General features: G+C 60.7%; 11 protein-coding genes. 10 read left to right on the forward strand and 1 reads right to left on the reverse strand.

Features of this window, described 5'->3' with window-relative positions; translation table 11 throughout:
- The 7 genes from E4M07_RS11200 (at position 1) to E4M07_RS11230 (ending at position 8,916) form a co-directional block, all read left to right on the forward strand.
- The gene (locus E4M07_RS11200) at positions 1-1,428 is read left to right on the forward strand and encodes a hypothetical protein (RefSeq protein WP_136658374.1); all 1,428 of its coding nucleotides are present in this window, start codon (positions 1-3) and stop codon (positions 1,426-1,428) included.
- A gap of 280 nt (positions 1,429-1,708) precedes the next feature.
- Entirely contained in the window at positions 1,709-2,764 is a 1,056-nt protein-coding gene (locus tag E4M07_RS11205) for an ABC transporter ATP-binding protein (RefSeq protein WP_136658375.1), read from the forward strand.
- Positions 2,765-2,807: 43 nt separating this feature from the next.
- A complete protein-coding gene (locus E4M07_RS11210) occupies positions 2,808-4,175 on the forward strand; it encodes an ABC transporter substrate-binding protein (RefSeq protein ID WP_136658376.1) in 1,368 nt (455 codons plus the stop codon).
- A 94-nt stretch (positions 4,176-4,269) separates the two neighbouring features.
- Positions 4,270-5,199, forward strand: a complete 930-nt coding sequence (locus E4M07_RS11215; RefSeq protein ID WP_206057222.1) for a sugar ABC transporter permease — start codon at positions 4,270-4,272, stop codon at positions 5,197-5,199.
- Between the two features lies 1 nt (position 5,200).
- Positions 5,201-6,058 (forward strand): ABC transporter permease, encoded by an 858-nt coding sequence (locus E4M07_RS11220; protein WP_136658377.1) that lies wholly within the window; start codon positions 5,201-5,203, stop codon positions 6,056-6,058.
- Between the two features lie 50 nt (positions 6,059-6,108).
- Positions 6,109-7,212, forward strand: coding sequence for a nucleoside hydrolase (locus E4M07_RS11225; protein ID WP_136658378.1), 1,104 nt, complete (start codon positions 6,109-6,111; stop codon positions 7,210-7,212).
- 153 nt (positions 7,213-7,365) lie between these two features.
- The gene (locus E4M07_RS11230; protein ID WP_206057223.1) at positions 7,366-8,916 is read left to right on the forward strand and encodes an FMN-binding glutamate synthase family protein; all 1,551 of its coding nucleotides are present in this window, start codon (positions 7,366-7,368) and stop codon (positions 8,914-8,916) included.
- Positions 8,917-9,159: 243 nt separating this feature from the next.
- Here the strand turns inward: E4M07_RS11230 and E4M07_RS11235 are convergent, their stop codons facing one another.
- A complete protein-coding gene (locus E4M07_RS11235) occupies positions 9,160-9,561 on the reverse strand; it encodes an MliC family protein (RefSeq protein WP_136658379.1) in 402 nt (133 codons plus the stop codon).
- 403 nt (positions 9,562-9,964) lie between these two features.
- Here E4M07_RS11235 and E4M07_RS11240 point away from each other — a divergent pair, with 403 nt between their 5' ends.
- The 3 genes from E4M07_RS11240 (at position 9,965) to E4M07_RS11250 (ending at position 13,439) form a co-directional block, all read left to right on the forward strand.
- Positions 9,965-10,852, forward strand: coding sequence for a hypothetical protein (locus tag E4M07_RS11240; RefSeq protein ID WP_136658380.1), 888 nt, complete (start codon positions 9,965-9,967; stop codon positions 10,850-10,852).
- A 1-nt stretch (position 10,853) separates the two neighbouring features.
- A complete protein-coding gene (locus tag E4M07_RS11245; protein ID WP_136658381.1) occupies positions 10,854-11,297 on the forward strand; it encodes a hypothetical protein in 444 nt (147 codons plus the stop codon).
- Positions 11,298-11,417: 120 nt separating this feature from the next.
- A complete protein-coding gene (locus tag E4M07_RS11250) occupies positions 11,418-13,439 on the forward strand; it encodes a hypothetical protein (protein WP_136658382.1) in 2,022 nt (673 codons plus the stop codon).
- Positions 13,440-13,500 lie beyond the last annotated feature (61 nt).

The following is a 13,500-nucleotide window of genomic DNA, read 5'->3' on the forward strand; positions in this document are numbered from 1 at the left end:
ATGCAGGAAGCGGTCACGATCGGCGTCATTCATGCTTCGCTGCCGAGCTATTTTCCGGACGAGCACAATGTCTTCGAAAATTGCGGCCGGGTTCTGGAAGAGCTTTGCGCGGCAGAGGGCGCGCGCATGGTCAACGCGCCCGAGCGGCCGATGAACGGATCGGAAGCGCGCCGGGCCGCCGATTTCTGCCTCGCCGAGGGCGCCGACTTCCTGCTGCTCATTCACGGCGGTTTCACCATGGGGGACGTGGCGCAGACACTGGCGACGGTCCCCGTGCCGATGGGCGCCTGGGCGACGCCGGAACCGACCCTCGAGGGCGACATACAGCTGAACAATTTCGTGTCGCTCAACATGACGATGTCGATCGCCAAGGGGGTGCGCGACCTCAAGGCAAATCCGATCCAGTGGTATTTCGGCGCGCCGGGCAGCCCGGAACTGCAGCAACGGCTGAAAATAACGCTGCGGGCACTCGCCATGGTCAAGAGCATCACCCACAGTCGCCTGGCGATGATCGGCGGACTGGCGCCGACCTTCTACAATATGGAGGTCACCGCCAACACCCTCAAAAGGCGATTCAGCATCGATGTCGACGCCCACGAAATCACCGAATTGACGGGACGCATGGCGGCGATCGACGCGGCGCGCGCCGTGGCGGAAGTGGAGAAGATGACGGCGGCGGCGACGGTTCGCGATGTCAGCGACGAGCAGTTGACGCTGAACGCACGGGCGGCGCTGGCGCTGCGCGACATCTGCGATGAAGGGGACTATGCGGCGCTGGCCGTTTCCGACTGGCCGGCGCTGCAGGTGGATCCCGGAATCCACCCGGGTGCCGCCTTTACCTGGCTTGAAGAGGTCGACGGCGTGGCGGTCGCATCCGAGGGCGATCTTCTCGGCGCCATCACACAGCTTGCCGCCAAATCCATGACCGGCAAGGTCGGCTACCTTCTCGACATGACCGAGCCCGACCTCGAACAGGGCGATCTCCTGATGTGGCACGGCGGCGGCGGCCCGCTCTATCTGGCCGACGACAACGGCGCCGCCTGGATCAACCATCCGATGATCGGGCGCGGGACCGAGGCCGGGGCCTGCTACGGCACCATCAGCGAGCTCGTGTTCAGGGACGGGCCGGTCACCGCTTTTCGTATTGCCGACGACGCGACGACACTGTTTGAAATGGAAGCCCGGGTAGCCGGGCGCACCCCGACCGGCTTCACCGGCTGCCGGGGCTGGCTGCGCGACTTTTCAATCGACGCGCAAGCGGCCTCGCTCGACGACGTGATCTCGACGGTCATGGGGCACGGGATCGAACATCATTTCGTCCTCGTCCCGGGGCACCATCATACGGTGCTTGCGGAATTTGCCGCCTGGGCGGGTCTTCGACCGCTCGAGCGGCTGACGGCACGGAAGCACGTGTACAGAGCCCCCTGAACGGCTGGTGGAGCAGCCTTCGAGGGACGGAAACCAAATGCGGCAAATGATTGGATTCGCGGGGGTTTTGCAACCGCTGCGAGGGTGAATCGGATCGCTGTCGGGCGCCCGGCTCGGGATGTCGTGACGGCGGGTTTGGATGGAACGAATTTGTTGACATCAATGCAAATTGATATTACTCATTTTGTTATATCAAATTTTGGGTGGGAGGACCTGGTGAAGTCAGAATTCGAACCGAAACGGCGCATGGACGATCGCCGCCCGAAGCGGCGCTGATCCGGTGACGCAGGTTCAACTTCGAGCCGTCAGAAAGGAGTTCGGCTCCTTCGTCGCGCTCGAGCATATCGATCTGAACATCGCCTCGGGCGAGCTTGTCGCACTGCTCGGCCCGTCCGGCTGCGGCAAGACCACGACACTGCGCATGATTTCGGGTCTCGACAATCCGACCGACGGCGAGATCCTGTTCGACGGCAAGGACGTTTCGGACGTTCCTGTGCGCGACCGCAACGTCGGCATGGTGTTCCAGCGCTACGCGCTTTTCCCGCACATGAATGTCGAAAAGAACATCACTTTCGGCCTGCGCGTGCGCAATATCCCGGCCGAGGAAGTTGAGGCGCGTCTCGAGGAAATCCTCGACATCGTGCAACTGACCCAGTTCCGCCACCGGTTCCCGGCGCAGCTCTCGGGCGGGCAAATGCAGCGGGTCGCCATCGCCCGCACGCTGATCACCAAGCCCTCGGTGCTGATGATGGATGAGCCGCTTGCCAATCTGGACACGAACCTGCGCGGCGAGATGCGGCGCTTCATCCGCGATCTGCAGCAGCGGTTCAACATCACGACGATATTCGTCACCCACGACCAGGTCGAGGCGATGGAGCTGTCCGACCGGGTCGCGGTGCTTTTCGACGGACGCCTGGAGCAGTTCGATACGCCTGACGCCATCTATCACCGGCCGGACAAGATCAGCGTTGCGAAATTCATGGGCGCATCCAACATCTTTCAGGGCACAATCGGCGACGGCGTGGTCAAAGCCGGCTTTGCAGACCTTGCCGTGACGGGCACCCAGCAGTTCGATGCCGGGGAGCAGGTCGACGTGATGGTGCGCAGCGAAGCGATCCGGCTGTTGAAACAGCCGCAGGACGGCGCCGCCAACCAGGTCGAGGGCGAGATCCGTACGTCGGACTTTTTCGGTGCGACCGTTTCCTACACCGTGCAGGTGGGCGACCATCAACTCAATGTCGACGAGCATTCGACGGAAAAGCTGGATCCGGGAAGCAGGGTCTTCCTGCAGCTTCCGGGCGACCGGATCTGGCTGTTTCCGAAACGGGCCAACTAGGCGAACCGGTGGCGGGAACGCCGCCAAAACTGGGAGGAGTAGCATGACTGGATTATCGAAGACCGCGTTGCGCAAGGGTCTCATGACGGCGGGCGCGCTGGTTTTGACGACGGCACTGGCACACGGTGACGAGGCTGCGGAACAGTTCCGCACCGACTTTCTGGGCGGCAAGCTGAGCTGGGAAGACGTCTCGAAGCGGGCCGCCGAAGAAGGCAAGGTCAATTTCTACTACTGGGGCGGCAGCGACACCATCAATGTGTGGATCGACAGCGTCGCCGCGCCGGCCATGAAGGAACTCGGCGTCACGCTCAACCCGGTTCGCATAACCTCGACCAAGGATGCGATCGACCTGGTGCTTGCCGAAAAGAACTCAGGCAAAGGCGTTGGCGAAGGCAGCGTCGATGCGGTTTGGGTGAACGGCGAGAATTTCTACACGCTGAAACAGCAGGAAGCGCTGTTCGGCTCCTTTGCCGAGAGCGTGCCGAATTCGGCCAATTTCGACTGGAATCCTGACGATCCGCGTTCGCTGCTCAACCTGCGCGATTTCGGCGTCACGACGGACAGCCAGGAGATTCCGTGGTCCGGGCAGCAATATGTCTGCGCGGTGAACCGGCAGTATGTCGATGCCGCCGATACGCCCTCGACCTTTGAGGAAATGAAGGCGTATCTGGAAAAGAACCCCGGCAAGTTCACCTATGTGAAGCCGCCGCACTGGGTCGGCAACACCTTCGTGCAGTCCGTCATGTATTCCTTTAACCCGGACGGCAATGGCGGCGTCCCGTTCCAGCAGTCGATCGACGATCTCGGCGCGGCCGAGCTTGCCCGCCTGATCAAGCCGGGCATGGAATATCTGAAGTCGATCGAACCCCTGTTGCTCGACGCCGATGGCGGCAAGCCGCGCTATCCGGAAGATATCGCTGCGCTGGACGGCATGTTCCTGAACGGCGAGGTCTACTTCAACTGCAAGTTCGGCCTGTATGCCGTGCACACCGGCCTGCAGACGGGTGCTTATCCTGAAAAGGCCGAAGCGTTCATCTTCCCGAAGGGCGTGATGATTGCCAACAAGAACTATCTCGCCATCCCGGCGAACAGCCCGAATCCGGCGAGTGCGCTTCTGCTGGCGAACTACATGGCATCCGTCGACTCGCAGGCCTCGAAGCTGCAGAACGCCGGTATGCCGGTCGGCATCGATGTCTGGAAGCTGTCCGCCGATGATGCGGCGAAGGTCAAGGACGCCGCGCCGCCGCTCTATGGCGTGACCCAGGCCGAGCTCGACGCCAATGTCGCGCCGGACACCAATGCCAGCCTTGTCGACGTGATCGAGGCCACGTGGCTCGAATATATCGAGCGCGGGTCTTCGTCTTCGATCGAGGAGATCGTCGACACGATGGTCAAGCAGATGGCGCAATAGCCCATCGCCGCGCCGCCGGTTCGCCGGCGGCGCCCTGCGATCCTTACTGGCCGCCGCTATTGGCGGCCCGGCTCACAAGCACCCGTACGGACCCATGGCAACCCAGGACACAGCCCTCGAAATTCGATCGGAGCGCCGATCGGCCGCGCAGCGCAACGCGCTTTTGATGCGCATTGCCGAACTCGCGCCCATCGTCATCGTTCTTTTCGTGCTGTTTGGCGGCGCCCTGGTGCTGGCACTGCTGCAGAGCCTCGGATTCGCGCCCTGGTTCGGCATCAACACCTTCCCGGACTTTTCCTATTTCGGCGCCCTTTGGGGATCCTCCGCCTTCTGGGTGTCGCTTGGCCTGACGCTCTATTACGGCTTCGTATCGACCATCATCGCCCTCATCATGGCGATCGTGCTCAGCCTCGCGCTGATCAAGCCGTTCCGCGGCAAGATACTCTATAAATATCTCTACAAGCTGCCGCTGATGATCCCTTACACGGTGGGCATCGCGCTCGCCGTCTTGATGCTCGGCAACGGCGGCATCCTGTCGCGCCTCCTGGCCCTCGTCGGCATGATCGACAATCCCGGCGACTTCCCGCAGATCCTCAAGACCCACTACGGCTGGGGCATCATGGCGGTCTATGTGTGGAAACAGGTGCCGTTCATGACGCTGGCGATCTACGCGGTGCTGCTCGGCATCGGCCGCGAGACGGAGGAAGCGGCGGCGATCCTCGGCGCGACCCGGCGGCAGATCTTCTTTTCGGTGACGCTGCCGCAGATCCTGCCCGGGATCGTCTCGTCGACCCTGATCTGCTTCGCCTTCAACGTCGGCGCGTTCGAGGCGCCCTTCATTCTCGGCGGCGGATATCCCGACACGCTCCCGGTTGTTGCCTGGCGCTATTTCAACGACGCCAATTACGCCTTCCAGCTCCAGGGCATGGCGACGGTGGTTTCCATCGGCATTGTTGCGGGCGTCATCCTGTTTGCGTATCTGGCCGTCTACCGGCGCTATGAGCGCATGCGCGGGAGGGCCTGACATGGCACGCAAGGCCACCAACACCTTCACGCATCTGTCGCCGTTCCAGCGCTTTTATCTTATTGCGGTTGCCGGGCTGATCGTCGGCCCCTTCATTCCGCTGATCATCCAGAGCCTCGCCTTCCGCTGGGCCTGGCCCAATCTGCTGCCGACGGTCTGGTGGATGGAACAGCGCGAGCGCTCGCCGATCCCGCTTGCCTGGGACTATGTGCTTTCGCCCTATTCGCGGGTCTATGAGGCGACGTTCAACACCATGGTGATCGGCCTCGCGGTGACGGTCATCTGCCTGGCGATCTGCCTGCCGGCAGCGCGGGTGCTGGCGCGCGAGAGCTTCAGGGGTAAAAGCAGCTTCGAGTTCTTCCTGTCGCTGCCGCTGATCGTGCCGGAAGCGGCGATCGGTATCGCGCTGTTGATGATCTTCATCAATCTCGGGCTCGCCGGCAGCTATTTCGGCATCATCATCGCCCATCTGATTCCGACCATCCCCTACATGGTACGCATGCTGACGGCGGTCTATCAGGGGCTCGGGCGCGAATTCGAGGAACAGGCGATGATCCTCGGTGCGACGCGCTGGCAGATCCTGCGCATGGTGACCCTGCCGATGCTGATGCCCGGCGTCGTGGCCGGTGCGCTGTTCACCTTCCTGGTCTCGAGCAACATCTTCCTGCTCACCTTCTTCCTGGGCCAGGGCAAGATCATCACCTTGCCGACACTGCTGTTTTCCAAGATCTCCGGCGGAACACTCGATGCCTCAGCGGCCGGGATCACGCTGATCGTGTCGCTTCCGGGCATCATTTTGCTGATCATCTCGGAGCGCTTCATCAAGGAAGAGGCATTCGGCAAGGGCTTTGGAAATTAACTCTGAACAATCCGTGACCCGGCGGACCAACCGGCAGAAAGGCTGGGACCATGAAGACACCCGATTATATCCTTGAACGTTTTCCCAAGCTCAGCGACGAAGAGATGCAGGCACGGCTGGAACACCCAGGCAAGCCGGTCCGCGTGATCATCGATACCGATGCCGCGAACGAAATCGACGATCAGTTCGCCATTGCCTGGGCGCTGCTGTCGCCCGACAGACTGCATCTCGAAGGCGTGACTGCGGTGCCGTTTTCTTTCCAGCACCACCGCGATGCGATCATCGAGAGCGTGAACCATTTGCGGGAAGGGCGTTCGGCAAGCGACGACAAGGTCGGCAGCCTGCGCGGCTGGGCGGAACGGGTGATCGCCGCCGGCCGCGATGCCGAGGATATCAAGTTCGTCGCTCCCGACGAGGGTGCCGAGCTTTCCTATGAGGAAATCCTGAGGGTCTATGAAGAATGCCGGGTTTCGCCGGAAGGCAAGGTGTTCCGCGGATCGCCCGGCTATCTGACATCGCTCGACGAACCGATCGCCTCGCCATCCGCAGATTTCATCATCGAACGTGCACGGGCCAAGCCGGACGAGCTGCTCTACATCTGCGCCATGGGCGCGGTCACGAATATCGCTTCGGCTTTCCTGATGGCGCCGGACATCATCCGCAATGTCGTTGTCATCTGGACCTCTGCCTATCCAAGCCACTCGCCGCACTGCAACGCTCCATCGCTCAATCTGGTTCAGGATCCACTGGCCTCGAGCCTGATCTTCGATTGCGGCGTGCCGCACGTCTATCTGCCCGGTTATTTTGTCGGTGCCCAGCTTAAGATGTCGCTTCCGGAGATGGATCGTTTCGTCCACGGCAAGAGTGCGATCGCCTCCTACCTGCACCATCTCTTCACCCACAATCCTCTGCACGAATTGTTTGCGATCACCGATCCGGAGGAGCGCAGCTGGGTGTTGTGGGACCTGATCGACATCGCCTGGCTGTTCGATCCCGAATGGGTGCCGACCATGCTCGTGCGCTCGCCGGTGCTCGATGATGATCTCTACTGGAAGCACCCGGAGGGCCGCCACCTGATGCGCGAGGCCTACGACGTCAACCGCGACGCGATCATGATGGACCTTTACCGGCGGCTGGAGGCGGCGCCGGACTGAGCCGGCGCCGATCACGGTTTTCTCACCGGAATATGTATTGCCCTTGATTGGCCAATTGCCGCATTAAGGTTTGACCCTGTGCCGGGCGGGACGAAACATCCTGACTTACCGCCACCGTGCATGCCTTAATTTCTGAGCCAGAGGGGCCATGCCATGGACAGCCTGTCGACCCTGTTCGTGATGGGAACGCTGCAGTTCCTGTCGACCCTGTTCGTCTTCGCCATCGGATTGGCGGTCCTCGTCGTTGTCGTCCTTTTCATACTCGACGTCAGCCAGACGGGCGACGCGGTGCGCCGCAATTTTCCGGTGCTCGGACGCTTCCGATACCTGTTTTCGATGCTCGGCGAATTCTTCCGGCAGTATTTCTTCGCCATGGACCGCGAGGAAATGCCGTTCAACCGGGCGGAGCGCGAGTGGGTCGACCGGGCCGCCAAGAACAAGGACAACACGGTCGCCTTCGGCTCGAGCAAGAGCCTGACGCCGCCAGGCACGGCCATCTTCGTCAACTGCCCGTTCCCGACGCTGTCGGAAGATGCGTCCGAGGTGCAGCCGCTGGAGATCGGGCCCTATTGCCGCGAGCCTTTCCAGGCCCCGTCCCTGTTCAACATCTCGGGCATGAGCTACGGCGCATTGTCGACGCCGGCGGTGCGGGCGCTGTCGAACGGTGCGCGCATGGCCGGCTGCTGGCTGAACACCGGCGAGGGCGGCCTGTCGCCGCATCATCTGGAAGGCGGCTGCGACATCGTTTTCCAGATCGGAACGGCGAAATACGGCGTCCGCAACGAGAATGGCGAACTCAGCGACGAGAAGCTGCGGGAGGTGGCGGCACACCCGGAAGTCAAGATGTTCGAGTTGAAGATGAGCCAGGGCGCCAAGCCGGGCAAGGGCGGCATCCTGCCGGGGATCAAGGTAACACCCGAAATCGCGGCCATCCGCGGTATTCCGGCGGGCAAGGACTCGATTTCGCCCAACCGGCATCCGGAAATCGACAACGCGGCGGAGATGCTGGACATGATCGGGCGCATCCGCGACGCGACCGGCAAGCCGACCGGTTTCAAGGCGGTGGTCGGCGCCTTCGGCTGGCTCGAGACGATGTGCCGGGAAATCCACAAGCGCGGCATCGAGAGCGCGCCGGACTTCATCACGGTCGACAGCGGCGACGGCGGCACGGGCGCGGCGCCCATGCCGCTGATGGACAATGTCGGCCTGCCGGTCAAGGAGGCGCTGCCGCTGGTTGTCGACATCCTCTGCAAATACGGGCTGCGCGAACGCATCCGCGTCATCGCGTCGGGCAAGCTGATCACGCCTTCGGAAGTCGCCTGGGCGATCGCCGCCGGAGCGGATTTCGTCACCTCAGCCCGCGGCTTCATGTTCTCGCTCGGCTGCATCCAGGCGCTCAAGTGCAACCGCAATACCTGCCCGACCGGCATCACCACCCACAACAAGCGGCTGCAGCGGGGCCTCAATCCGGAAAGCAAGGCCGTGCGTGTCGCCGGCTATTGCACCAACATGATCCACGAAGTGGAGGTGATCGCCCATTCCTGCGGCGTGCGCCGGCCGCGGCTCCTGCGTCGCATGCATGTCCGCATCGTGCAGGACAACGGCCGCTCGGTCGCCATGGACGAACTCTATCCGTGCCCGCAGACACTGCCCGAATACACAACGGCCGATGCCGGCAAATCCGTCGAGGCGGCGAGCGCCTGAGGCCAGCGTTAAAATATCGGCATGGCAGCACTAGCGGAATTCTATTCCCATTATACCTCGCATTGGGGTCCAATGGGGACCGGTAAAGACCTCCTTGATGATACTTTGCTGCATTTTCATGGTGGATTTTGGTTGTGCGCCTTACCCCTAACCTTTTACCAGGCGCGATTTGAAGGCCCCTCTTAGCAGGGGCCATTTTTTTGGGTGGCAGGTCGTAGGAAGGTCATCCGGCACAAAGGGCGCTCATTCCGCCGCTTTCTTTTCCATCATGCAATGATCGTAGGTCGCCGCGCCGGATTCCACGAGCAGCGCGCCCTTTCCGACACTCCAGAAGACAACGGACTCATCCCTATTGGCATAGCGAACGCCGCTTCCCGAAAGGGTCTGCGGCAGCGTTATGGTCCGACCGTCACCGAGGGTCAGTTCGACGGATCCGCCCGGCGTCGGCGGCTGACCCTGCCTCGCCGGCGGTTTCACCGCGCCGTCGAAATAAGCCGCGGTCAGCGTCTTGCCGCCGTCGCAGCGATAACTGTCCGTCGCTACCGGCATCTGGGGAACCGCGCCGGCACTGTGGGCCGGATGGCACACGGCAAAGCCGCCCAGAAGCGCTAGCGGGCGAAGGAAATTCGATGCTACCGATCGCATAATCCACCCCAAACGAATCGCTTTGACGAATCTATGCCCAGAATTCGGCTGAAAGGTGGCTTGGCAGGAACCAATTGCATGCGTGGCGGAGGGTGAATCTACCGATTGCGGCCTATTTCGTACCTGTGATCCGATGCCGCCGGTTTACAGATCATACCTGTGGTTTTTTTCGGGAGTCTGCAAATCCGTCAGCGCGTGGCATCCGCAGTTCACCGTCCGGGAATGGCCGACCACTTGCGAAGACCACCGTGCTGTCATGGCTCGTGAATGTACGCGGCGGTTGAATTCGGCCGGCCGGCACATTTTTCACGCTTGATTCACGTAGAAGTTGCTCAACTCCGGCCATCCGACGGTGCATCGGCAGCCGCCGAATGAAAGCCACGACCGTATCAGGGAGAGGACAATGCAGTTATTGCGCAAGACACTGGTTGTGACGGTGTTGAGTGTCGCGGCCGCGGCCTGCGCCGCGTTGCCGACCACCGAAAAGGTCAAGTCGTTCGGCGATGCCGCCGCTTCATCGTCAAGCGCGATGAAGAACGCCCTCAACGCCGACAGGCTTGTCGCTGTGCGTAAAAGCACCGAGCGGGAGGCGAAAGCCTATGTCACCGGCAAGGCTTACCGCTTGGTTATGACTGCCGAAGAGGAGAGCAACCTCTTAAAGGCAGATGATCAAGTCGCGGTGCTTTCCGCCCTGGATGCTTACGCCAAGGCACTGGTCAAGGCTGCCGACAAGGGCGTGATCGACGATCTGGAAACAGCGTCGGTGAATCTGGGAACAGCGGCGGCTTCGCTCGGAGCGGCAGCGGTTCCGACCGCGGCGCCGATTGTCGGACCGGCATTCAAACTGACGGGGCGTCTTTTGGGTCTCGGGCTAGGCAACGCCTACGCTGCTGAAATCCAGTCAGTCATCCGGGCGACCGATCCAACAGTGCAGGTGATCGCTACCAACATGCCCAAAAGCCTCGATCCAATAGCGCTTGTAATTCAGGAAGAAGTCAATCGCTATGAATTCGAGAGACAGAACCTCCTGAATGCGATCCGCAGGGACAAAAAGGTCGACCGCCTGCAGCTGTACAAAGAATACCTGGTTGCCCGCAACGATGTGGTCGTAATGCAGCAACAGGCTATCAGCATCCGCAAATCGAGCGGCATCTTCAACAAACTCGGAAAAGCACACAAAGCCCTTGCCGACGGGTCGCCCGATGCTGCGGCTCTTGTGGCCGATTTCGCAGCCGCGTCCGCGGAACTCGCGGAGCTGATCAAGGCAGTAAGGACAGTGAGTGGAGGATAACATGAACACCAACGAACTGGCGCGGACCATTCGAAACAACAACAGACAGATCAGGCGGCGCGTTCCCGAAGGCGTCAGCGGCGCGGCGACGGCGTTTGCCGAAGCGCGCCCAAGGGGTGGGTCACAATTGTCCCTTCAAGAGGCTTCCAAGGCGCTGGCGGCGACGCATTCCGCGCTTGCGGAGCTGGCGCGCAGATCCAATTCGGATCGCGAGCGTGCGCGTATTGGACGGATGATGGATGCCGTAATGGATGAGCTCCGGGCTGTCGCTCAGGAGATTTTGAACAGGGAAGGCGAACGCTACCGGCCGATTACACCGACGCTGCGCGCCGCTGCGAAGGACCTTTCGGACGTACACAAAAAGGCGCGCAGGACCATCGCGCATCTGAACAACGCGGCTAATCTGCTGAAGGCATTCGGGTCCATCGTCTCGGCGCTCGGATAGTGCCTGTGGCGGTTCAACGCCCGACGGCGGGCCATGCGGCGGCGGAGTCTCGTCGGTGTGCGAGACTTACCTTCAGGAAGTGAGATCCAGCCGCAGACACCAACGTGAGGAGGTTCGATCATGCTGAAACTTCGTAGGTCCCAAGTCGCGGGTTCGTATGAGGGCACCCGAGAAGACTCTCGATTGATATTGCGTGCAGATGTCGGCTCTGACGATTCGATGGGTATCATCAGCGGCGATTTGTATTTTGCCGACGGTGCAGGCGAATTCGAATTTCACCACTCCTTTCAAACGACGGGCCTGGTTCTGGAAGAACCGGACGGTGGTACCCAGTTGCTGCGTGGGCCCGTGAAGGTGCATCGGCAAGATACACACGACATCGCACGTATAGATCTTCGAATACCGGAGGACGGCGAACTGGTTGCAACATACACGTTTTACCGACTGACCAATTTTGGGCGGCAGACCGTGGTTACACTGCTGTTTCCGCTCACAAAAACGTCCAGTTTTTTCCGCCGCGTCGAGTTGGAAATAGATCAAGTAAAAGGTGTGCCGCTGCCAGGCGCGTTCGATCCTTCCCAGCATCCCGATACGCCGCCCGACTTGCCTTCGCGACCACTTACGCTTGACGGCGCATATAGGCAGGCGGGGATTGAACTTGCAGTTACTCTCGGAGGGGAGGATGTCGCCGTCGAAGCGGCTGGCGAGGATGCCCTCTGGACCGATGAAGAACTTCATGCAGCCATGGTCGATAATTTTGCTGCGCATGCCGATGTAGCGCAGTGGAGGCTCTATCTGCTGCTCGCAACCAAATATGTTGAGCCCGGCGTGCTCGGCATCATGTTCGATAGCGGCGACGATTTCCCGCGACAAGGGGCGGCGGTGTTCGCGGAACATCCGTCGATAGCAAACGCCCCTGAACTAGAGCGCGAGAGAGAGTATCTGTTCACCATAGTTCACGAGTTGGGTCATGCTTTCAATTTCCTCCACTCGTTCCAGAAAGGGATTTTCGAAACCCACGGGATGATGCCGAGACCTGGTTCCCTGAGTTGGATGAATTATCCGGATCTCTTTCCATTCGGATATGCCTATCCGGATAACTGGGACGGGTCTGGGCCGTTTTGGACACAGTTCCGGTATGACTTTGACCGGCATGAAATTTCGCACCTACGCCACAATGACGCCCTTGAAGTAATCATGGGGGGACGCAGCTTCGGATTCGCCGGACACCTTGAGGAACGGGCATTCGAGCGAGAGGCTGCCGCGCACGATATCTCCTTTAAACTGTGGCTGCCGCAGTCGGTGGAATTCATGGAGCAGGTCGAAGGCGATGTCAGGGTGCGCAACGATTCCACAGCGCCGGTGGAAATTGCGCCAAGCCTGCGTCCGTCTGGCGGGGCTCTGGAAATACTGATCCGCCGCCCCGGAGACCGTTTTCCGAAGGTTTACCGCCATTTCGCTGATAGCTGCATGCCGATGGCGCGGCGAGTACTTGCTCCCGGAGAGGCAGTGTACCAGGAGCTCAACCTGTCGTTCGGCCGTCGGCACTGGTACGTCGATGAACCCGGGACTTATGAAGTTCAGGCAATCTACAATTCGCCAGATGGTCGCCGACTTCGTTCAGAAGTCAGAAAGATGCGGGTGCTGCGGCCTGACGAAAGCAGCGACAAACTGGCCGCCGATTTCTTTGGCGTGGAGACCGGGACCTACCTCGGGGTCGAGGGGTCCCGAGCACAGCGCCTGACCGGGGCTGCCGACCTCCTTGAAACCGTCAGGGAACGCATACCCAAGAGTGCTCTGGCCCATCAAATCGAACGGGTAAACGCGTTGCGAAACACTCGAGTCTTCAAATGCGTCTCTGCAGGAAAAGTCTATGAGGCCGATAGAAAAGTCGCGGCTGACGGTCTTATCAAGGCACTAAGCGCCAACTTAGCCAAGCGTAGCGTTGGAGTCGCAGAATCCCAATCTCATCTAAAAGTCTCACGGCAACTAAGAGCAGCTGCTCGATGTTATGCGACCAGTGGCGAGCCCAAGAAAGTCAGGGATACTCTTGCCACATCGAAAGCATTCCTTCAGGCCGTTAAAGCACCGAACGCAGCATTGGCGTCACTCGCTGAATTCAGCAAGTCGTTGAGAGTGTAATTGGCACTGGCCGCATAGACGCGAGACGGAAAGCCGACCTGTCAGTCCTGCCGACTTTGGC

The sequence above is a fragment of the Nitratireductor sp. XY-223 genome (assembly GCF_004959855.1).
GTDB lineage: Bacteria > Pseudomonadota > Alphaproteobacteria > Rhizobiales > Rhizobiaceae > Hoeflea_A.

What these genes read in the sequence shown, in the direction of transcription:
- E4M07_RS11240 (WP_136658380.1), top strand. Translation starts at nt 9,965, where the DNA reads ATGCAGTTATTGCGCAAGACACTGGTTGTGACGGTGTTGAGTGTCGCG.
- E4M07_RS11245 (WP_136658381.1), top strand. Translation starts at nt 10,854, where the DNA reads ATGAACACCAACGAACTGGCGCGGACCATTCGAAACAACAACAGACAG.
- E4M07_RS11235 (WP_136658379.1), bottom strand. Translation starts at nt 9,561, where the DNA reads ATGCGATCGGTAGCATCGAATTTCCTTCGCCCGCTAGCGCTTCTGGGC.
- E4M07_RS11250 (WP_136658382.1), top strand. Translation starts at nt 11,418, where the DNA reads ATGCTGAAACTTCGTAGGTCCCAAGTCGCGGGTTCGTATGAGGGCACC.
- E4M07_RS11230 (WP_206057223.1), top strand. Translation starts at nt 7,366, where the DNA reads ATGGACAGCCTGTCGACCCTGTTCGTGATGGGAACGCTGCAGTTCCTG.
- E4M07_RS11215 (WP_206057222.1), top strand. Translation starts at nt 4,270, where the DNA reads ATGGCAACCCAGGACACAGCCCTCGAAATTCGATCGGAGCGCCGATCG.
- E4M07_RS11200 (WP_136658374.1), top strand. Translation starts at nt 1, where the DNA reads ATGCAGGAAGCGGTCACGATCGGCGTCATTCATGCTTCGCTGCCGAGC.
- E4M07_RS11220 (WP_136658377.1), top strand. Translation starts at nt 5,201, where the DNA reads ATGGCACGCAAGGCCACCAACACCTTCACGCATCTGTCGCCGTTCCAG.
- E4M07_RS11225 (WP_136658378.1), top strand. Translation starts at nt 6,109, where the DNA reads ATGAAGACACCCGATTATATCCTTGAACGTTTTCCCAAGCTCAGCGAC.
- E4M07_RS11210 (WP_136658376.1), top strand. Translation starts at nt 2,808, where the DNA reads ATGACTGGATTATCGAAGACCGCGTTGCGCAAGGGTCTCATGACGGCG.